This window comes from Synechococcus sp. JA-3-3Ab (assembly GCF_000013205.1).
GTDB lineage: Bacteria > Cyanobacteriota > Cyanobacteriia > Thermostichales > Thermostichaceae > Thermostichus.
This window is the reverse complement of record NC_007775.1, coordinates 1,024,233-1,043,606: the sequence shown is the minus strand read 5'-3', so window position 1 is coordinate 1,043,606 and position 19,374 is coordinate 1,024,233. Positions and strand designations below refer to the sequence as shown.

The 19,374-nt window shown below is 55.0% G+C and carries 17 protein-coding genes, 1 tRNA gene and 1 other RNA gene; 9 read left to right on the top strand and 10 right to left on the bottom strand.

What is annotated here, in order from left to right:
• Nucleotides 1–45 precede the first annotated feature (45 nt).
• From CYA_RS04790 to CYA_RS04760, 7 genes are all read right to left on the bottom strand, one after another.
• On the bottom strand, nucleotides 46–774 hold the full coding sequence (locus tag CYA_RS04790) for an energy-coupling factor ABC transporter ATP-binding protein (RefSeq protein WP_011429903.1): 729 nt from the start codon (nucleotides 772–774) through the stop codon (nucleotides 46–48).
• 33 nt (nucleotides 775–807) lie between these two features.
• Nucleotides 808–1,077, bottom strand: coding sequence for a hypothetical protein (locus CYA_RS04785; protein WP_011429902.1), 270 nt, complete (start codon nucleotides 1,075–1,077; stop codon nucleotides 808–810).
• A 92-nt stretch (nucleotides 1,078–1,169) separates the two neighbouring features.
• Nucleotides 1,170–2,060 (bottom strand): leucine-rich repeat domain-containing protein, encoded by an 891-nt coding sequence (locus CYA_RS04780; protein WP_011429901.1) that lies wholly within the window; start codon nucleotides 2,058–2,060, stop codon nucleotides 1,170–1,172.
• Between the two features lie 178 nt (nucleotides 2,061–2,238).
• The gene (locus CYA_RS15280) at nucleotides 2,239–3,840 is read right to left on the bottom strand and encodes an ATP-binding protein (protein ID WP_228375453.1); all 1,602 of its coding nucleotides are present in this window, start codon (nucleotides 3,838–3,840) and stop codon (nucleotides 2,239–2,241) included.
• A 1,631-nt stretch (nucleotides 3,841–5,471) separates the two neighbouring features.
• Entirely contained in the window at nucleotides 5,472–6,167 is a 696-nt protein-coding gene (locus CYA_RS04770) for a MarR family transcriptional regulator (protein ID WP_011429899.1), read from the bottom strand.
• Nucleotides 6,168–6,189: 22 nt separating this feature from the next.
• Nucleotides 6,190–7,143, bottom strand: a complete 954-nt coding sequence (locus CYA_RS14015) for an endonuclease domain-containing protein (protein ID WP_083759156.1) — start codon at nucleotides 7,141–7,143, stop codon at nucleotides 6,190–6,192.
• A gap of 135 nt (nucleotides 7,144–7,278) precedes the next feature.
• Nucleotides 7,279–7,350, bottom strand: a tRNA-Lys gene (locus CYA_RS04760).
• A gap of 104 nt (nucleotides 7,351–7,454) precedes the next feature.
• On the opposite strand from CYA_RS04760, the gene ssrA reads away from it, so the two are divergent.
• The 6 genes from ssrA (at nucleotide 7,455) to CYA_RS04740 (ending at nucleotide 11,079) form a co-directional block, all read left to right on the top strand.
• Nucleotides 7,455–7,856: a transfer-messenger RNA gene (gene ssrA / locus CYA_RS13620) on the top strand.
• Nucleotides 7,857–8,018: 162 nt separating this feature from the next.
• Entirely contained in the window at nucleotides 8,019–8,537 is a 519-nt protein-coding gene (locus tag CYA_RS04755) for a DUF4330 domain-containing protein (protein WP_011429897.1), read from the top strand.
• Between the two features lie 15 nt (nucleotides 8,538–8,552).
• Nucleotides 8,553–9,584 (top strand): UDP-3-O-(3-hydroxymyristoyl)glucosamine N-acyltransferase, encoded by a 1,032-nt coding sequence (lpxD, locus tag CYA_RS04750; RefSeq protein WP_011429896.1) that lies wholly within the window; start codon nucleotides 8,553–8,555, stop codon nucleotides 9,582–9,584.
• Between the two features lie 135 nt (nucleotides 9,585–9,719).
• Nucleotides 9,720–9,842 carry a hypothetical protein gene (locus tag CYA_RS15580; RefSeq protein WP_255322540.1) on the top strand — a complete coding sequence of 41 codons (123 nt, stop codon included), beginning with the start codon at nucleotides 9,720–9,722 and terminating at the stop codon, nucleotides 9,840–9,842.
• 36 nt (nucleotides 9,843–9,878) lie between these two features.
• Nucleotides 9,879–10,331: a Uma2 family endonuclease gene (locus tag CYA_RS04745; RefSeq protein ID WP_255322539.1), complete on the top strand. Its 453-nt coding sequence runs from the start codon at nucleotides 9,879–9,881 to the stop codon at nucleotides 10,329–10,331.
• A gap of 22 nt (nucleotides 10,332–10,353) precedes the next feature.
• Nucleotides 10,354–11,079, top strand: coding sequence for a Uma2 family endonuclease (locus tag CYA_RS04740; protein ID WP_011429895.1), 726 nt, complete (start codon nucleotides 10,354–10,356; stop codon nucleotides 11,077–11,079).
• 66 nt (nucleotides 11,080–11,145) lie between these two features.
• Here CYA_RS04740 and CYA_RS04735 read toward each other — a convergent pair whose 3' ends face one another.
• Together CYA_RS04735 and CYA_RS04730 are read right to left on the bottom strand one after the other, a co-directional pair.
• Entirely contained in the window at nucleotides 11,146–13,839 is a 2,694-nt protein-coding gene (locus tag CYA_RS04735; RefSeq protein ID WP_011429894.1) for a class I SAM-dependent methyltransferase, read from the bottom strand.
• A 36-nt stretch (nucleotides 13,840–13,875) separates the two neighbouring features.
• On the bottom strand, nucleotides 13,876–15,903 hold the full coding sequence (locus CYA_RS04730; protein WP_011429893.1) for a glycosyltransferase family protein: 2,028 nt from the start codon (nucleotides 15,901–15,903) through the stop codon (nucleotides 13,876–13,878).
• A gap of 208 nt (nucleotides 15,904–16,111) precedes the next feature.
• On the opposite strand from CYA_RS04730, the gene CYA_RS15020 reads away from it, so the two are divergent.
• From CYA_RS15020 to CYA_RS04720, 3 genes are read left to right on the top strand one after another with little or no spacing between them, the layout of a single operon-like run.
• Complete coding sequence (locus CYA_RS15020) at nucleotides 16,112–16,270, top strand: hypothetical protein (RefSeq protein WP_187147181.1); 159 nt, start codon at nucleotides 16,112–16,114, stop codon at nucleotides 16,268–16,270.
• Between the two features lie 23 nt (nucleotides 16,271–16,293).
• A complete protein-coding gene (locus CYA_RS04725) occupies nucleotides 16,294–17,613 on the top strand; it encodes a 2OG-Fe(II) oxygenase (protein WP_228375452.1) in 1,320 nt (439 codons plus the stop codon).
• Nucleotides 17,614–17,670: 57 nt separating this feature from the next.
• Nucleotides 17,671–18,579, top strand: coding sequence for a glycosyltransferase family 2 protein (locus CYA_RS04720; protein WP_369781490.1), 909 nt, complete (start codon nucleotides 17,671–17,673; stop codon nucleotides 18,577–18,579).
• Between the two features lie 109 nt (nucleotides 18,580–18,688).
• Here CYA_RS04720 and CYA_RS13720 read toward each other — a convergent pair whose 3' ends face one another.
• Nucleotides 18,689–19,240 carry a type IV pilin protein gene (locus tag CYA_RS13720; protein ID WP_049749729.1) on the bottom strand — a complete coding sequence of 184 codons (552 nt, stop codon included), beginning with the start codon at nucleotides 19,238–19,240 and terminating at the stop codon, nucleotides 18,689–18,691.
• Between the last annotated feature and the right edge of the window lie 134 nt (nucleotides 19,241–19,374).

Sequence of the window (19,374 nt, the reverse complement as noted above, 5' to 3'; positions counted from 1 at the left end):
GCCCCCGCCGGAGGGTGTTGCCATCCTTTTGCCATCTCTTTGGGATCACCTCAAGCCGCCAAACAGTTGGCTAATCTGCTGCCGCACCTGTTCCGGGGATCCCTGATGGCGCACCTGTCCTTCGGAGAGGAAAATTGCTCCATCCGCCCATTCCAGCTCTGCCAGCCGATGGGTTACCCAGAGAGCGGTGATCCCCTCTTGATCCACCAGGCGGCGGATGCACCGCAGCAACTCCGCCTGGCTCTCGGGATCCAGCAGGGCTGTTGGCTCGTCCAAAAGCAGAACCTCGCTGCGCCGGGCCAGCGCCCCGGCGACTGCCACCCGTTGCTTCTGTCCACCGCTGAGGCCGTGGATGGGCCGGCGGATCAAGTGCCGCAAGCCCACCTGCTCCAAGGCCATTTCCACCCGCTCGGCAATCTCTTCCAACGTGAGGGGTTCTGCCCCCAAACCAAAGGCGACGTCTGCCCCTACCGTCGGCATGAACAGTTGGTGATCCGGGTTTTGAAACACGTGGCCCAGCCGCCCGCGCACCTCCAGGTGGCCCGCTAGGGGCTGAGGATGGGTGAGGGATCCGGACAACAGTTGCAATAGGGTAGACTTGCCGCTGCCGTTAGGCCCCAGCAGCATCCACAACTGGCCTTTGGGAATGACAAAGCTGCACTCCCGCAGAACTGGGGGACGCTCCGGCCAGGCAAAGGTCAGGCCCTCCACCCGAATGGCCGGCGGGGACTCCCTCTTGCCGCCGCGCAAGGACTCTGTCCCCCTCTCCGACATGAGAATCCCTCGCGAAGACCCGAAGAGCTGCTCTCAACCCTGCAACTGCGCCAAAAAGCCGGGACGAGTTCCTGGGGCACCAGGGCCACCCGACTTGGTGGTCATTTGCACGCCACACAGCTCGCCGGTGAGCAGGAACACCTTTTTGCCGGTGCGGTCACAGGTCAGCTCCAAGCTTTGGGGGGATCCGCTCTGGAGAGCGTTGACCACGCTTTGGTAGGCGCGGTTGGCCGCTTCCTCCTCTTTTTGGTGGACGACGATGGGGGCGGGATTCCCTTTCAAAAGCAATTCTAGGATATACATGGCTGACCGTTCGCGTAGTGGGCTGTGGACACCTGATCCCAGTATCGCAGGTCGGCGGAAGACCTGGAGGCCGGCAAACCCAGATCCCAGCGCTAGGGGCAGGGGCGGGCGGAGGTGGGATCCCCTGGATTGAGACCGGCAAACCAGCTCGACAGGGCCGCCGGCAGGCAGAGGCCAGGGTTGCCCTCGATGTGGAGCCGTTCTAGCCGCGGCAGTTCTGCCAAAAAGCCGGGCAGCTCGCCCGTGAGCCGGTTACGGGCCAAGCGCAGATCCCGCAATTGCTTGAGTTGGGCCAGCTCCGGAGGCAGGGATCCGCTGAGGCGGTTGTCTGACAAGTAGAGGTTTTCCAGGTTGTGCAGTTGCCCCAGTTGGGGCGGAATGGGCCCAGAGAGCTGGTTGCGATCCAAAAACAGCCCCTTGAGGGAGCGCATCTGGCCCAGTTGGGCGGGAATGGCGCCGCTGAGCTGGTTGTTTTGCAAGCTGAGGTTTTCTAGGCGGCTGAGCCGGCCTAGCTCTGGGGGGATGGGGCCGGAGAGCTGGTTGTGATCCAAAAACAGGCCCCGCAGGTTGCCCAGTTGTCCCAGCTCCGGTGGAATGGGGCCAGAGAACTGGTTGTAGTCGAGAAAAAGCTGTTCCAACTCCCTCAACTGCCCCAGCTCGGCGGGGATAGGGCCGGAAAGTTGGTTGTAGCTTAGGGACAGAGCCCGCAGCCGGCGAAACTGGCCGATCTCCGGTGGCAGGGATCCCCTTAGCCCGCGGCGATCCAACACCAACTGGACAAGGCACTGATCTCTATCAAACAGAGCTACTTCCTCCACCACCACCTCAGGCCGGCCCATTGCGGCCAAGATTTGCCGGAGGAAGAGAGGATCCTGGCAGGAGGCAGCAGGCCAGGCCATCCTCCCCCAGCTCAGCCAAGCCCAAATCACCACTAGACCCAACACCCACCACCGCTGCTGAGCTTTTCCTAGCCCCTGCCCCATTGCCCTGCTCCCGAGGATCCCTGCTCGAGCTTGCCCGACGTTGCCTTAAGGGAGCATAGCTCCAGAGGCCTCCCACCTGCCAGGCAGCCTCAGGAATTGGCAGCAGCAAGTGAGAATAGACGAGCAATGGGAAGATTGCCGCGACAGCCAACAGCGGCAAAACTGCTGAGATAAGGGCCTAGAGCTTGACCGCCTGGGAGCGCTGGATCACCTCAGCTTCGCTTAGAGGGGTGGGGGCGTGAAAAGACAGGCACCAGGGAGTTTGGATTTTGCAGGGCGGGTGAAGCTGCTGCGAGGAGAGATAAAACTGTCCCACCTTTAAGACAGCCACATCTTCTCCGCTTCCTCCCCGCTGGGCAATTTGCTCGCGCACTACCTCGATGGCTGCCGGAGACGTGACTCGGCCAAAAAACTGGGTGGAGCAGTTGGCGATGATGTTGTGGTCGATGCTCTTGGGTGCTTGGGTAGCAAAAATGAGACCCAAGCCGTATTTGCGCGCTTGGGCGGCCAGGCGCAGGAGGCTCTGCTTGCAGGGGGTAGTCCCCTGGGAGGGCACAAAGTCTTTGGCCTCGTCGATGACCAGCAGCCCGCGCACTGGCGCTTCCGGCGGGGCGGGGTTTTTCTTGATCCAGGTAAACAGCGCCATGGCCAGTTGATTGAGAAATTGCTGCTGTTCGCCCAGGGTGGGAAGGCCCACCAAGTTGACAACCGACACCCGGGTTTTGCCGTAGTCTGAGCCCAGCCCCAACAAGATGGCCGGATCTAACGCCGTGCCGCTTTGACTGAGCAGCTTGTTGTTAACCATGGCAGCCTTGAGGAGATTAGCCATCTGCAGCGCCAGTTGCGGCGCCTTGCTGATACCGGCTCCTGCTTCCGGAGGCAGGTCCGCAAGGAACTCGGCAAAGTCAGCTAGAGATCCCGGCTGGTGGGTGGCAAAGTATTTCAAAGCTGCCTTAAGAACCCCCCGCTTCAGCTCGTCGCTGACGGTCTTGCCGGGGGCCACGATCTCCTGGAGGGCGCCCCAGGCCATGTCGACGGCTTGCTCCAGCTCTTCGGGATCACCGGCCAGCGCAGCAAAGTCCGGCAGGGGGGCGAGGGTGAGGGGGTTGCCCGCCGCCAGCCCAGGGGTCCAAACCACCACCTCGGTTTGGGCAAAGTAGCGCTCTGCCTTGGCTCGATCCTCCTCTGTCCAGCCTTCGGGAGCGGCAGGCCAGGGATCCCCCAGCCGGGCCAAGTCGTTGGCTGCATCGATGACGATGGAAGGGATCCCTTGCAAGGCCGCCTCCTCCACGATGCGTCGCAAAAGCACCGTTTTCCCGGAGCCGCTGCCGGCCAGGATCACGGTGTGCCGCACCAGCTCTGGGACGGGCAGAAAGACCGGATCCCCTTCTCGATTGGCCACCCAACGCCGCCCGACCAACAAACCCGTTAGGTGCAGATCCTGCTTGGCTTGAGGGGCCTTGCCGTTCTCTACCCTAGAAAGTGAGAAATCCCCTTTTTTGGCAGGCTCAACTTTTGGAGTTTCCTGCGCAGGGATCCCTTCCCTCAGCCAGGCGAGGAGCTTGGCCAGACCCGAATCCGGCTCGGCGGCTGCCAGTTGGGCAAGGGGCTGCCGCTCGGCCAGCCAGTCCGTAAAACCGGGCCTGGATCGGAGCTGCTCCAGGGCCAGCAGAACCCTGATTTCCCTTTCACTGGGCCGCCAGTGGATCCCACCCTCCTCAAGGAACTTTTGCCACAGTTTCTGAGTACGTTCGCCTCCTGGTAGGGAGGTAGTGCGCACCACTACCAACTTGCGAAATCGCAGGGCCGCGTCGATCCCGGCTGCCGTCCTAGCAGCTACTAAGCGAGTTTGGAAAGATCTAGGATTAGTTGATTGAATAGCTGTAAAACAAAGGTGCCTTTCCCGCTCGTTTGCCTCGTAGAAGATTAGCCGCAAGCGAGAATGCAGAGGCGAGAAACCTCTGGATCCAGGGAAGTCAGTTTCCACTTGGCTGCCAATACTAGCCGGCAACTTTTCCTGCCAGACGAGAAAGTTGCACAGAGAAGCTAGGGGCTCTTTCCATATCTCGCTCTCGTTTTCCTGTAAATACGGGGAAATATCAACCTTTTGCTTGGCCTCCTCAAAGATTCGATCTAGTTCCTTCAGTGGAGGGGGACTTGGAGTGATAGGAGCAGAACTTGGGACACCTAACTCGGTAACTCTCCCTTCCCGTAGGCATTGCTCCCTGTGCTCATGACATTTCTGGAGGAGCTGCCGAGGATAGATACCCTGCTGGAAGAACTCCGGCTTAAACGGGTAGGAAGGATAGGGAGGGATAAAGCCCACCTTGTGGTAGGCAGCCTGCAGGCGAGGAACAACAACTCCCTCAGCGACACTGGCCGAAAGAAGAGGCGTCAAAGTTAAAGGCTGCTCAAAGCGTCCTGTAAAGGTTTCAACAGCTGTTTTCGTTAGAATTTCCCAAGACTGGTTTAGGCACGAGATGATGACAAGGGATCGGGAGAGGCAGTCCCGTAGCCCAATGAGGCCACCTGCGATGTTATGAATGATGTTTTGGGAAGCTTCTCTTTCTGTCTCTGGCGAGAGCTCCTGCAAGGATGACGAAGGACTAGGACTTGTTTGAGATTGCACAACAATGGGATCCAACTGATCCAAAGCAACTACAGTGGGTCCCCTTAGGCTCATCAGCCAAGAAAGCCCTGCAACAACTTGACTAGGATTTAAGCTGGCGTTGGTAAAACCGAATTGTCGGGCAACCTCTGATTCCACACCTAGGCCCTGTATCCAGCTAGTACCTATTGACGCCAGTGAAAAATCATTCGAATTAGCTAGAATGGCAGCTCGTACACAATCTTGGTACTTGATGGTGTGCTTGCGATCTTGAGTGAATAGCCATTGCAGAGTTTGTCTAATGACGTCGAGCAAAGATTCGTGGGAAAAACTGGCGATCTCCTTCGCCTGCTTGGGAGTAGAGAGAGCTCTCAGAAAGACCAGATCGAGAATTTTTTGGAGCTGGCTAGTGCCATCAGGCTCTTCCTGAAGCAGAGAGGTGAGGTAGCCCTGGATTACGGTTTCCCAAAAGTCTTTCACATCGGTCATGTCCACTAGGACAAATCCCACCCCTTTTTTAAAGCAGCGCTGTCTTAAGACCCTGAGAAGGTGGGTTTTGCCAGAGCCACCATCGCCAAGCACAGGGATTCCAAAGGGTGTCTCCATCTGGGGAGATTGGATTAACTTCTCCAGCCGGCTGAATAGCGGCTCCCTGACATCCTGGTTAAGCTCAGGAACGTCAAAATCCGGAGGTTGCCAGATTTTTCTAAGATGAACTGTCCAATCAAAATCAACCTCCTTGAGGGCTTCTAGAGCTTTTTGTTGGTTGATTGAGAAAGAGGTACTTTCCTTGGAAGTCATGGCTAGTTCCTAACACGAAGAACGTGCTTGTCGTAGCCGTACAGGTTAATAGCGGCGGCTTTGATTTCAGGAGTAATGGACAGAGGATCGTCCAGGTCCATCAGCACTATCTTGGCTTGGCGGTGCAAAGTCAGGAGCGCCTGATCCAATAGCCAGGAGGGAACATCGGGAAATCTTTTGCGCAAGTCGGATAAGTAGACTAGGTAGTAGCGTCCTCCCATCTCCTCGCAGGTGCGAAAGACCTTCTCGAGGAAGTTAGGATCAACCTCCCCTTCGCTAACTTCCCAGGGCTGCGTTTGCCCAGTAGGAACAGGGGCTGCTCCACCGAGAGAGGGTCTGTTCGCGATCCTCGGCCGTAGGCCTAGAATCCGCGCCAAGGGAACGTTCTCCCGCTGTGCGTAATCCACTAGGGTTGCCAACGCCTTTTGCAAAACAACTGCTGCCTCTGGCGACTTGGAGCGGGCGATGGCCGTTGGAGGTGTGGTAGAAGCCCAGTCCCAGGCCTTGTCAGTCAGCACAAGCCGGGTTATCCTCCTTCCCTTTTCGACTACAGTCTTGCATTCAATGAGGCCCTTTTCCTCCAACAGCTTGAGCTCTTTGGTCCTATGCTTTGGCTTCACTTGCGACTTGGTCGGTTCTTCCCCTGTTAGCAGGAGCTTCCAGAGCAAAATTTCACTTTTGGGCAACAAATCGCTCATTTCCCCAACCTCCAGCCCTGCCTCAAAGCCGGCTCTGTTGCAATTGAACCACCTTGCGGATCATCTCCACCGCCCGCTCGCAGTCGGACATCACCAGCTCATTGGGAATCCGCAACACCAAGTAGCCGGAGATGAGCAACTCGTAGTCCCGCAGGCGATCCTGGTAGTAGTGGTTTGGCTCGCGGTGCTCTGGCCCATCCACTTCCACCACCACCTTACCCTCCCGCCAAAGAAGATCCGCTCGGAAAGCGCGTCCGTTAACACTCTGTACAGTTTGGTTGAATTCCAGCAAATTCTTTAACTGCACATCTGCTGCCACCCGGTCGGCCAGCTTTCTCTCGGCGGGACTGAAGGGGTGAGGGGATCCCTTGTAACCCACCACCACCTGCACCGAGCTGTCGAACTCCTTTAGCCTCTCAGGAAGCGGCAGTCGAATGGCACCGTAGCTCACGGAGGCCAATTCGGGGTGATCAGTCAAAGCGCTCGGCACCACCAGCACCAGCCGTGCCTGACTGTTGTCGGCCAACCAGATAGCTGCCTTGGCCAAGCCGAGTAAGTAGCTGGGCGCCGGCTCTGTCTCGTCGGTTGCCAAAGCCAAGGTCAGCTCGCGAGGGGCAATGGCCTTGGCCAGTTGCTGCACCTGGATCGCCCGCTGGATCCCTGGCAGCAGAGGCAGGCGTTGCTGTTGGCACAAGTGCATGGCCGCCCTGAGCCAGGCGTTGGCAATGGTGGGATCCTGTTTTGCTGGTAGCTCTTGGGCGCGGAGACGATTGTGAGCTTGAACCTCTGCCGTTGTGCCCGGCTCAAACTTTTCCCCATACCAATAAGGCCAGAGGGATAGGGCTACCCTCGCCAGCACTTGCAGACACTCATCGAGGATGGCATCCTGGGCAGGAATTCGGTGCCAAAGCTTGGAGACAAAGACCGTCTCTCGAGTTTCAGCCTCCTCCGCCAGGCTCGCTAGCGCCTCCTCCACGCACGGCGCCAGTAATAGCTTGACCTCCCCCTCTTTGCCTAGGTCTTGCCACGAAAGAACGGCCACCTCGCCTTTCCCACCTGCCTCCTGGAATCCTAGCTTAGGCTGGGGCAGGGGAGAGAGGGCATTGAAAGCTGGGTCGGCAGGGATTCGAACCCTGGGCCAATCGGTTAAAAGCCGAGTGCTCTACCGCTGAGCTACCGACCCAAGTTTGCAGCTCTGACAGAATAGCACAACTTCTGTCATATTAGCAGAAGGAAGCTCTAGCCAGATCCCCAAGGATTTTGCTATTCTAGGTTTAGCCAAACCCTGGGGCTGTAACGGTTTCGACGGGGTGGCGAACAAGGGTTCATGATGCAGGTCGGGATTGAGCTTATCCCGTTACCACCAGGCTCAACACAGTACGTGCGAACAACGTCGTACCTTTTGCTCGTAAAGCGGCCGCTCTGGCTGCCTAAGGCTCAGTAACCAAGAACTTACTCTGAGCTCGAGGATCCTCTCACGACCCCGTTAAGTGGGCGGATCACAACCCCAACGGGTGCAGCTCTCTTCTTTGGCTCCGTCGAGGGAGAGCCTAAGGCTAGGCGGAGAATTCCCATCGCCGGGATCTAAACGGCGATCCCCGCCTCGAGGGTCAGAGAGGCTAAGCCTGTGAAGGAGTGAACCCCCAGTACCCATCTCGGACACGGGTTCGACTCCCGTCAGCTCCATCTCCAGGTCAACCTGAGGTTATTGGCCCAGACCATCCTCGGTCAGGAGGGAGACGGGGCCTTTGAGTCCCTCTAGAGGTGAGTTCCTCAAGCGGCTTTACGGGCGGGGAAGCTGCCATGGCTGTGCCCTACAATCAGGGACAGTGGGTTGGAGAAAAGAGGGCCATGCGGCTCGTCGACCAACAGGGGCGTCTCCTGGGCAAAGTCAGTCTCCTGGATCTGGGGGCGCTGGCAATTGTGGTGGCGGCGATTGTGGCTGTCCTGTTTTTGCCAGGGCGGCAGGCGGGCAGCGTCGTCCAGGTGGGGGGTGGCCCCACGCTGCCGGTGGAAGTGGATATGATTGTGCGGGGAGTCAGCAGCCGATCCCTGGAACCTTTTCAAGCAGGTCAGAAGGCCGACTTGATCATCCGCAACCAACCCTACGGCCAGGTGGAGGTGGTGCGGGTGGAAAACGTCAGCCGCACTGTGCCGGTGGTTTTTCCCGATGGACGGGTCGAAAACTTGCCTGACCCCGAGCCCTACCGCTTTGATCTGGTGTTTACCTTGCGGGGACGGGGCCAGCAGACAGAAAATGGCATTGTCCTAGGCAACAACCGCGTCAAAGTCGGCGTTCCCCTGGAGCTCGAGACCTTTAGCTACAACTTGCGTGGAACCGTGATGGATGTGCGGCTGCTGCAATCGTAGAGGATCTCGAGCCTGATGCAGCTACAGGAGATCGCCCAAAAATTGGGATGCCCCTACGAGGGAGATCCCACCCTAGAAATTCACGGCGTGGCTAGCCTAGCAGAGGCGCGCCCAGGAGAGCTGAGTTTTCTCAGTGAAGCCCGCTACCTACCCTTGCTGGAGCAGACCCAAGCCAGCGCCGTCATTGTGGAGGAATCGCTGGTTCTACCCCGCCCCATTGCTTGCCTGCGAGGGAAGGATCCCCGTCTGCTCTTTGCCCAGGCCATCGAGCTGTTTTACCAGCCCTATCGCTTGCCTGTTGGGATCCATCCCACCGCTGTGATCGATCCCAGCGTGGAGTTGGGGGAGGGGGTAGCCATTGGGCCCCATGTGGTGGTGATGGAAGGGGTGAAAATTGGCGACTACACCCAAATCCACCCCAACGTAACCATCTACCCCCACGTGCGGGTTGGATCCCGGTGTCAGCTTTTCGCCAACTGCGTTATTCACGAGCGCACCGAAATTGGCGACGACTGCCTCATCCACAGCGGCGCGGTCATTGGCGACGACGGCTTTGGCCACATTCCTCTTCCCGACGGCTCCTGGCGGCGCATGCTGCAGGCAGGCCGGGTGGTGCTGGAAGACGGCGTAGAGGTGGGCAGCAACACCACTATCGACCGGGCCGCTGTTGGCGAGACCCGCATTGGCCGGGGCACCAAGATTGACAACCTAGTGCAGATTGGCCACGGCGTGAAGACGGGATCCCACTGCTTGATCGTGGCTCAGGTGGGCATTGCCGGCAGCACCCAATTGGGCCACCACGTCATCTTGGCTGGGCAATGTGGCCTGGCTGGGCACCTGCACATTGGCGATGGCGTACGCGTGGCTGCCCAGACAGGAGTAACCAGCGACGTCCCCGCTGGTCAAACCGTGGCCGGCTACCCCCACCAACCCATTGCCGAATGGCGTAGGAGCATGGCAGTCCAACGGCATCTGCCCGAGCTGCAGCGGGCCCTGCGCAAGCTGGAAGCGCGGGTAGCCAAGTTGGAGCAAAACGGTGGGAGGTAAGGGATCAGGGGTTAACCTGCCGATAGCCAATTCACTTGCTTGCTCCCAACGCCTAACCCAAGAAAACACTCCCCTCACCCGCCGGCAACTGGCGGAGCTCATGCCCTCGGCCCAGAAGCTAGCGATGAAGCCGAAATGGAACACTCCCTCCGCGCTCTGCAGCTTTTGATCCTGCTGAGCTACCTCAATTGTCTCTGGCAAGACCGCAACGACTACTTCCTTGCCTGGAACCTCACCGTTGACTACAGCCGAGAGTAACTCAAAAGCAAAGACTTCCGCGGCCCAGATCTGTTTTTGGTCAAAGGGGTAGAAAACCGCCCCCGCCCCTCTTGGGTGGTGTGGGAAAAAGGGGGCAAGTACCCGGATTTGATCGTCGAGCTGCTTTCGGAATCAACAGCCAAAGTGGATCGAGGTGAGAAGCGGGAGCTTTACGAAAGGATTTTTAGGACACCGGAGTACTTCTACTTTTCTCCCGAAACGCAGGAGTTTATGGGTTGGCGACTGAGGGGGGAACAGTATGAAGAGATTGGGCCAACGGAGCAGGGGTGGCGCTGGAGCGAAGTGTTGGGGCTGTATCTAGGTGTTCACAACCGGCAGCTCCGGTATTTTTTCCCCCATGGTGAGATGGTACCCACACCAGAGGAAGCCGAGAAGATCGAGCGTCAGCGAGCTGAGCAGGAACGGCAACGCGCCGAGTGCCTGGCCCAAAAGCTACGAGAACTAGGGGTGGATCCCGATACCTTGTGAAGAAAAGAGAGGAGAACAGGCAATGACCAACCCCAATCCGATTATTGAGGTGCCGGATCCGATTTATCTAACCGAATGGCCCCCTACCCAAGACGAGCTCCCCTACGACGACGGCGTACCTATGGAAAGCTGGCGACATAAATGCCAGATGGACTTGCTCATCTCCGTCACCCAAACCTGGCTGCAGCAGCGCCCCGATGGCTTTGTCAGCGGCAACATGTTCCTCTACTACAGCTTGGAGCAGGCCCGCAGCCGCAATTTCCCAGGGCCCGACTATTTCGTGGTGCTGGGAGTGCCCAAGGGGGAGCGCAAAAGCTGGGTGATTTGGGAGCGGGGCAAAGGGCCAGACGTGGTGATTGAGCTTCTTTCTCCCAGCACTGCCCAGGATGACAAGACAAGCAAAAAGCAGCTTTACGAGCAAATCATCCGGGTGCCGGAGTACTTTTGGTTTAGCCCGTTTGAGCCAGAAGACTGGGCAGGGTTTCGGCTGAGGGGCGACCACTATGAGCCAATTGAATTCGATGCAGAAGGTCGCCTGCCGAGCGAGGTTTTGGGACTGTACCTGGTGAAATGGAAGGGCAGGTTTCGGGACATCGAGACCACATGGATTCGGTGGGCCACTTCTTCTGGTGAACTAGTGCCCACCGAGGCTGAGCTGGAGCGGCAAAGGGCTGAGCAGGAACGGCAACGCGCCGAGCGCCTGGCCCAAAAGCTACGAGAACTAGGGGTGGATCCCGATGCCCTTTAAAAGTAGAGACCTTTCCCCCCAATTAGGTTGGGGATAAAGGGCAGGCAAAGGCAGAGAATGGGGCTCTCACTGGGCAATTAACAAAACGGGCAGCTTCTGCACAGCAGGCCGCAGTCCTTGAGGAAAACGCTCCCGCTTCAGCGGATAGCGATAGTTCATGTGCTGAATCAGCCTCTCCCACTGCCAGGCGTTTAAACCGGAGACCAGAGAACAGAATGGCTCCTCAGATATCTCGCGCCCCTCTTCCATCAACTTGAGAGTTACGTTCCCCGCCGCAATTTCCAGTGTCTCATTAGCTAGCTGTGGGCTTGGATCCCCTAGCAAAATAAGAGCATAATCTTTTGGATTGGGGCTAATCAGGATTTGCTGCAGTAGCTGCTCCAACTCTTGAATAAGTTGCTCTGTCTCCATCTCCCAGTAAGGGAAAAGAACGACGTTAAACTTGCTCAGGCGGATCCCGGCTTGGGGCAAAGTCACTGTTGAGCTATCTCTCACTATTGGCAGGTTCTCAGACAGGCTTACCCAGACCCCTGAGTAGTCAATGCTGTGTAACCGAAAGAAAGCCTGAATTTCTTGCTCAAAGTCGTGAACAGCGTCTCGGCATCCCTGCCAATGTCCATAGTCGTCAATTTGGATAAATCCTTGAGAGTTAACCTGACTGTAGAGATGATGAAAGATATCGACTGTGGACTGATACCAGTCTGCATCTGCATGTAGCAAAGCAATTTCGCCTACCTGGTCGCGGTAAGCTGGCAATGTGTCAGCAAACAATCCCTGCACAGGAACAATGAGATCCCAAACTCCTAGTTCCTTACTGATTACCTCCAAGTTCTCCGAGATAGGAGCACCCAAAGCTCCAGCTCCGTAGGGAGTATTATTGGCGAAAACTCCTCGATAATCTCGGTCTACTTCTGTTGGCTGAGGCATCCCGGCGAAAGTGTCAAAAGCGTAAACTTTCCGCGGTCGGCGGCTGTAGTTTTTGATCACCCAAGCCAGCAGTGTAGAGCTGCCTCCTTTGTAAACACCACACTCAACAAAGTTTCCAGGGATGTCCTCTTGGCAGACTCGCTTGGCCAAAAGGTAGAGATTCCAAAGACGCTCAAAGCCCAGCAAGGTAAAAGCCTTAACCTTTTCCAAGACTCTCGATAGCTCGAGGTTGCATACCGGGTACTCCTTCAAATGCTCTGGCAGAGTCCAATCCATATTGGGATCCGGAATATGCTCCACAGGCTGGACGTTGCCTCGCCAAGCCACGCCCATAATCTGCATGGTTTGGTAGATCATCGTGTTCCAGCCTCGATCCCTTAGGTAGTTTAAGCCCTCAGCTACATCTGGTGAGGCAAGGTCGTGAAAGAGAACTAGAGCATCTTCAGCAGCGTAACGCTCTGCCACCTGAGCATCGCGAAGAGGAGCTGGCGCGTCATGATTTCCATCGATGTAGATCAAAGACCAGCGGCGGTCATTTTCCTGAGCAATCTCTTCTACTTTCTCTGGACTGTAGCCGGGATATAGGTTGACATTGGAGCGAACTCCCGCTGAGCGAAGAGACTGATCCACACTTTCATAAATTTGAGGATTAGTTAAAGCAGGATCCACCACATCAAGAACAACTCCTCCTGCAGCAAGGTGAGCAGTTGACCAGCCTAGCCAACACCCAATCTCTAAAGCAGGTTTTCCTTGAAACTTAAGCGCAGTATTGTACAAGATGTGTGCTTCATCTCGGCTAACAAAACCAATAGTTGGCTGACGTAAGTCTGTGTGCCAAAGATGGGGAACCTCTTTCCGCAAGTAGGGCCAGGGGTGACAGTTGGGATCCACTGCAGTCATTAAAGGGAAGCTATAGTCAAGATGTATTCTCCTCTGGTAAGGCGATACATAATCGTATCTTTTGATCGGGAGAGAGTTCTTGTCTGGATATCGCAAGCTAGCTTCAACCTTGAAACCTTCAGTCGTAAGTACAATATGAGTTAGCCTTGTCTTAACATCAGCCGTAAGATGTATAACTCCTATTGGATCATGAGGTGGAAAAGGATCTACCCAGAGCTTCCTTTGAGGATCCCACAAAGGTAGCTGGTAGTGAGCTAACCAGTTGCAACTCAATGGCAGAAGCTCAACTCTATCCAGACCTAAATCTTTATAGATAGAAACATTTAAAGCGAACTGATCTGTCCATAAATCAAGGTGTCTGGACATAGCTTGCTCTATCCTTCTTGCCCATGTTGACCAGTGAATAGACTGTCTAGCCCCGGAGAATACACCAGCGTTCAACAAAGGCTCTATTTCTAGGCGATTAAACTCGGTGTGATGGAAATATTTGTGGTAGTGCCAAGTTATCCAGGTTTGCATCCAGAATCTGTTAACATGCTTAGCTACTAACTCGGGAACTATTGAAAACCCTTTTCTTCTTGCTCCTAGAGTGAGCAGTTCAATTGCAAACCAATCTTGGAGCCAAGCGTCTGCATCAATCCAAATATAAACCTCATAGCCCGGAAAATACTTAGGTAGAAATGGTCTAGATACCAGAGCTTTAAGATAACTGGGTTGGCTACTACTATTTGGAACGTTATAATTCCAACTTGGCTCAACGATATGGTCAACGTACTGACTTATCCACTGCAACTGCTCTGGTGTGCAGCCTGTATCGAGGAATCCAATGTCCAGATAGTATCCCTGCGGCTTCTCTCGGATAGAGAGGATAGTCCCTTGGACTAATTCAAAAAACTTGCTGTCAGCACCCGTAACGATGATAGTTGAGTTCATGACTTTCGCATCTCCTCTCTTTTCAAGATTCTACTTCTAAGCTCTGCGCAGATAGCAGAGGGATCCTTTTTGACCAGCTATGATCTCCCCCTGCCAGATCATGTGAGAGGGATCCAACATCTGGTCAATCTGCTTGCGGTCTTGCTCCGAGCAAAACTCCACATAGATGACCTTGATGTCTTTGAGCCATGGCTCCAAACTGGCCAACACCTCCACCTCCTGCCCACCTGTTGCCACCCGGAGCACATCGATGCGCTCTAGACCTAGATCCCGTAGGGCTGTCCTGGCTTCCCGGAAAACCAGCACCCGCTCCACTCCCCACTCTGTCTGAGAGTCTTCCGGCCACAGACGACGAGTCTTGGAGCTATTCTGCCCCGCTAGGCCCACTGGATGCACATGGCAGTTGCCCAAACTAAGAGCATTCTGCTGCAGCAGGTGCAAAGCCAAGGGATCCGCCTCAAAACAGTGAATAACTGCATCCGGGCAAAATCCGCGAAAACAGACACTGGCAAGTCCTATGCCAGATCCAACGTCAATGACAGTCTTCACTTCGGAAATATCGGAAATAAATGAAGGAAAGTTAAGATAAGTCGCCTCATAAAAAAACGTCTCCTCGTAGAGGCGTATCACACACATAAACTGATTTATGGTAAAACGCTGCAGCCGCGTTTCCATCACCCGACTTGCCTCGGTAAAGAGAAGCTGATGATCTTCTCCCAAGACGAAGGCAAAGTTGGCCTTCACAGGTTGCCCCAGCCTCTGCAGGTCTTCAACCATGCACACAGCTGCATCAAACACAGGCCAGCTTGCTGGCTCCCCTGTTAGCTCGTGCACCCGCTCGGCCACACCCCGCTGCTGCAGCAAAGCACAGGGATCCGCAAAGCCCCCTTCCACATACAGCTCCAGCCGCGGCAAGTCCAGCAAGTCAGCAGCAATCACCCCAGGGCAGTTCCGGCTGAGAAACACCTTCAGCCGCTCTTGCACCCGATGCAGCTCCTGAATCGGCTCGTAAATCCCCAGGCGACTGTCCAGCAGCTCGGCGCTGGAGGTGCTGACAAAATGGCGCACCTCGGAACGGGGCGAGTAGCAAAAGGGCTCCGGCAGCTCTCCGCCAAATACCCAGTCCAGCAGATTCTGGATGCGGTGGCGGGGGTGCCACTGTTCATCGAAGGCGTGGTAGGCGCGGCGGGCAATTTCGATGGCCTCTTGCGGATGGTCGAGGTAGTAGCGAACCTTTTCCAAAAGTTCCCCTTCCGAGTCGTAGGTGTCGCAGTAAACTCCTGGTACCAGCAGCTCGTCGAAGCCGGAGGCAAAAGAAAGACGGTCTGTCAGCAAAAAGCCGCCTACCGAAATCACTTCCAAATTCCGAAGATTCAGATCTCCATTTTGGCTACAGTTAAACGAAATCAGCGAGCTGGCAAAGCGGTCGGCTGCTTCTATGCGATTGGCAGTTTTGATAAGGATAGGGAAATCAGCTTCCTTCAAAGCCTGAACAAGGCGAGAGCGTCTGGGGTGTCGAGAACCTTGCTGGCCAATGAAGACGATTTGGTTTTCTCTCACTTCTACCCACTCGTGGGCAATAGGGCGCATGGATATAAGGGGCAGCCAGGCCAGGTTTTCCGCACCCGCTGTGGCAAACCAGTGCAGGTGCTGGCGGTTGTAGGCAGTGGCCACATAATCAAAGCCTTCGGTAGCCCAGTAGGCTAGCAGGTGATTGACGGGAAACTTCCAATGATGGGTATCACCCGCCAGTAAAACAGTTGGGCAGCCAAACTTCTTACTGTTTAAGGGAGTACTCTGGTCAAAGCTAGAAGTCCAAATGATTACTAGATCAAACTCCTTATCAGGAATCTTCTCAGAGTTGCCGACAAAGTCAAACAGGTCATAGTCTCCTTCGGGGCATTCCACCAAGTCTTCGGGGAGGTTGGCAAAGCCAAGGCCAAAACCTTTAGCTCTTGGACAAAGAGTAACCTGCTGGTCTGAAAGCAGAGGGGGCGGGATGTAGTCTGGCGGAGCTGGCCAGTTGAGAAGAACGCGCGGAGCTGTGGTCTTGGTATCCTTCATTTTTTAACCCTCTGCCTGGGCAGTCAGCTCTGGCAACCTCCGTAGGAGCTTAGCAGTCTTAGGTTATGAAACGGTTATAAGACCAACTCTACTCCTCCGGGATCCGTCAAAACCCTTGTTTAGCCTGCCCCTGCAGCTTTCTAGGCCTTGATCGGTAGCCAGCAATCTCAGCTTGCCCTGGAAGTCAGGCCAAATGAGAAGGGATCCTTTGACCCTATATCTAGAACAGGCCGTAGGCAGCCCTGCCGTTGATAGTCGGATCCCGCCTACCTTCCTAGCTGCCGAGGTTGAGCAGGAGCAACGGCGAGCGGAGCGCCTGGCCCAAAAGCTGCGGGAACTAGGGGTGGCTCCGGGTACATTAAGCTAGAGAGAACACCAGGGATCCCTTCCATGCAGTGCCAAAACCTTCAAGGAGATTTTGCCTCGGAACTGGAGCAAGTCCAGAGTCTTGCTCAGCTATTGGATTGGGCTCTGGAGTGCCTGCCTGAGCAGCAGATCTTCTGTCAAATTGGCTGGGAAGACTCAGGGGCCGTGCTAGAAGCAATGCTTCGCCATCCTGGAAAATTGACGATGATTCTACGGGATCCGCTCCAGAATCCGTCCAAAAAATTGGCCAGCACGGAGGATCTCCAAGCGCAAATTGTTCGGCTAGGACTGGAAGGACAGGTTCTACTGCTAGAAGGATCGATCCCTGCTCTTTTGGCAGATTTGGGGGAAGGGTTTCCCGATACCCAGATTGGCGTTTGCTTCTGGGCTGAGCTTGTGGACTATCGTACCCATTTGCTCCAGTCCCTGCTACTGCGGGATTATCTGGCTGAGCCGGCTCTGTACTTGGTCGATCACTGCCGCTACGGATCCCTTGCCCAATCGACCTTAGACTTGATGGGTGTGGATCCCGCTTTTCACCTGCAGAAAGCTTTTCCCAATCTCAGCCAAGGGATCCATCTCTTGAGGTGGGATCCTCAAAACAGAGCCCTAACCGAGCAAGATTTGGCTTATATTCGAGAACTAGGCCCAGGCTTGTTGCTGAATGCCAACCCGGTATCCCTGACCTTTTCGCAGCCGGATCCACGAGAGCCGACACGATTTTATCCGTGCAAGTACGTTAAGCTGGATAATTTCCTGCCTGCTGAGATCAACCAAGCTATCCTTCAGCATGCCATCGCCCATCAAGATAAGTTTATCCCTTCCAGAAGCTACAGCCCAAGCAACACTGAAGCTGAGTCTCTCAAGTTTCGCCGCTCTTTGCGTCTAGATTATGCGTACTTTCAAGAGTATGGATCCCTGTTGAGGGAAAAAATTGCAGCAGTGGCTCCCACAATCTTTGCTGAACTTGGAATTGAAAACTTTGATATCCAGATCTTTGAGATGGAGATGATCGCCAGCTATGATGGCTGCTATTTCGCTCCCCACACTGATAATTCTTATCCCCAAACTGCCTTTCGCCAGGTAAGTTGTGTGTACTACTTCCACAAGGAGCCCAAGCTCTACCGAGGAGGCGAGCTGCGCATCTATGACACGCAGAGGCAAAAGCCGCATCCACCAATCCTGTATGGAACCTACGACGAAGTGATCCCGACCAACAACAGCATTGTCTTCTTCTCCAGCAGTTGTCTACACGAGATCCTGCCGGTGTTCGGCCCCAGCCAAGCCTTTGCCGACAGCCGCTTTACCATCAACACTTGGTTAGGAACCAAGCGACTTGCCTAAAGGCTCGAATTCAACATGGCCAGAGTCTGTATTGCTACTACGGTTCGGGATCCAGGCGTGTGCTTGGAGTCGTTCATTCGCTATCACCTTGCCCTTGGAATTGCCCATATTTATATCTTCTTCGACGATCCAGAGGATCCCGCTATTCAGGTGGCACTTCAGTTTTCCGATGTAACGGCTATTCCCAACGATGAAGCTTTGCAAGTTCAACAAGCATTGGGGAATGTTCTCTACCCAAAATATGGCCCTCATGTTGGCTATGAGGTCATGGCTCGTCAGATCCTTAACGTAGAAACTGCTATACAACTTGCCCTGGATCAGGGCATGGACTGGATTCTTCATATTGATGGAGATGAGCTTTTTTATCCTGGCCAGATGATGGCTTTGGATTGGTTTGATCAAGTAAGCGACGATATATTCCAGGTTACGTTCCTAAACCACGAAGCAGCTCCTGAAGTATTTGAAGTCGAGGACTATTTTCGCGATGTCACTCTATTTAAGAAAAACCCTGCTGCCTTGGAGCCAGGACTCTGTACTGAGTTTCAGAGAGTTTCCGGCAAGAGTCAATACTTTTTGGCTTACCAGAATGGAAAGTCAGCAGCTCGGATCCATCCCTCTCTTCTGCCTAACAGCGTACATAGCTTTGATATTCCAGGGGATCATACTCTAGTAACGTCGTCTCCCTCTATTTTGCACTACTTGAACTGCGGATTCCAGAACTACTATAAAAAATACGCCCAACTGGGAAACTTTCCCGACTACTGGTGGCGCTCCAAGTCTAATCCTATTCGGGTTCCCTTTCACTTGGCCTCACGGGACGCTTATTGCTCAGGAGATAGAACTTCCATGGCAGCTCTTTATCAAGAGTTCATACTTTACAGCAGTCCTGAAACCAACCAGAACCTCATCGAAAAGGGTATTCTTACTCGCATCTCCTACCCATCACAGTTACTGTCCTCGCTCTAGTTCACTGGTTTAGCCTAGAGCCCTTGCCTACTCTTGAGGGAGACTGGAGCAACTGAAATAAAAAAGCTCCCCACAGGGAGCCACGGAGTACATAAAGTAGAGATAGAAACTAGTCAAAGACGTTGCAGCTCTTACCAACAAAGGTAGGCAGAGTAGCCACAACTGTCTCCCTTGATCCCAGCCCAATGGTGCACTGAATAGATTGACCAGAAGCGTTAACGTAGCGGCTTGCACCCGTGACAGCAGTGGTGTCCCAGCGCATCCCCTGAGGCGCAGTACTAATAATATCGCTGGCCACTGGTGTTTGGTAATTGGGGGCGCTCCAGGGATCATTCATAAACTTATCGCCCCTAGCGCCGCAGGAATCAGCCCCACTAGTGGTAGGACATCCGAACTGAATTCTGGTGTAGTTGTCCGGGTACACGCCAACATCTAGGCGATAGACTTCAGAACCACGACCCACTGCCGTGAGAGCTGCCTGGGCTTCGGCCGTGCGGGAGCGGCGCACTTGGTTCAAGAATTGAGGGATCGCCACCGCCGACAGCACGCCGACAATCACGATCACCACCAGCAGTTCGATCAGGGTGAAGCCTTTGGCTTGGGAGAGAAGTTGCTGAGCCAGCTTGGCCCGCAACAGAGACTGACGAGACTTCGCGCTCATGATACTCGATCCTTATTACAAACTAGAAAGTTAACTGCGCAGGTTACCTGCCAGTCCTAACTTACCCAGCCTGAGGGCAATTCATAACAGCCTGCCTCCCCGCAAATTTGCGGATCTTTGTCGGGTGGGTCTTC

Bases quoted from the DNA above. Each gene is read 5' to 3' on its own strand.
- CYA_RS04735 (WP_011429894.1), bottom strand. From the start codon at position 13,839: ATGAACTCAACTATCATCGTTACGGGTGCTGACAGCAAGTTTTTTGAA.
- CYA_RS13720 (WP_049749729.1), bottom strand. From the start codon at position 19,240: ATGAGCGCGAAGTCTCGTCAGTCTCTGTTGCGGGCCAAGCTGGCTCAG.
- CYA_RS04740 (WP_011429895.1), top strand. From the start codon at position 10,354: ATGACCAACCCCAATCCGATTATTGAGGTGCCGGATCCGATTTATCTA.
- CYA_RS04790 (WP_011429903.1), bottom strand. From the start codon at position 774: ATGTCGGAGAGGGGGACAGAGTCCTTGCGCGGCGGCAAGAGGGAGTCC.
- CYA_RS04725 (WP_228375452.1), top strand. From the start codon at position 16,294: ATGCAGTGCCAAAACCTTCAAGGAGATTTTGCCTCGGAACTGGAGCAA.
- CYA_RS04755 (WP_011429897.1), top strand. From the start codon at position 8,019: ATGCGGCTCGTCGACCAACAGGGGCGTCTCCTGGGCAAAGTCAGTCTC.
- CYA_RS04770 (WP_011429899.1), bottom strand. From the start codon at position 6,167: ATGAGCGATTTGTTGCCCAAAAGTGAAATTTTGCTCTGGAAGCTCCTG.
- CYA_RS04730 (WP_011429893.1), bottom strand. From the start codon at position 15,903: ATGAAGGATACCAAGACCACAGCTCCGCGCGTTCTTCTCAACTGGCCA.
- lpxD (WP_011429896.1), top strand. From the start codon at position 8,553: ATGCAGCTACAGGAGATCGCCCAAAAATTGGGATGCCCCTACGAGGGA.
- CYA_RS15580 (WP_255322540.1), top strand. From the start codon at position 9,720: ATGGAACACTCCCTCCGCGCTCTGCAGCTTTTGATCCTGCTGAGCTAC.
- CYA_RS04785 (WP_011429902.1), bottom strand. From the start codon at position 1,077: ATGTATATCCTAGAATTGCTTTTGAAAGGGAATCCCGCCCCCATCGTC.
- CYA_RS04780 (WP_011429901.1), bottom strand. From the start codon at position 2,060: ATGGGGCAGGGGCTAGGAAAAGCTCAGCAGCGGTGGTGGGTGTTGGGT.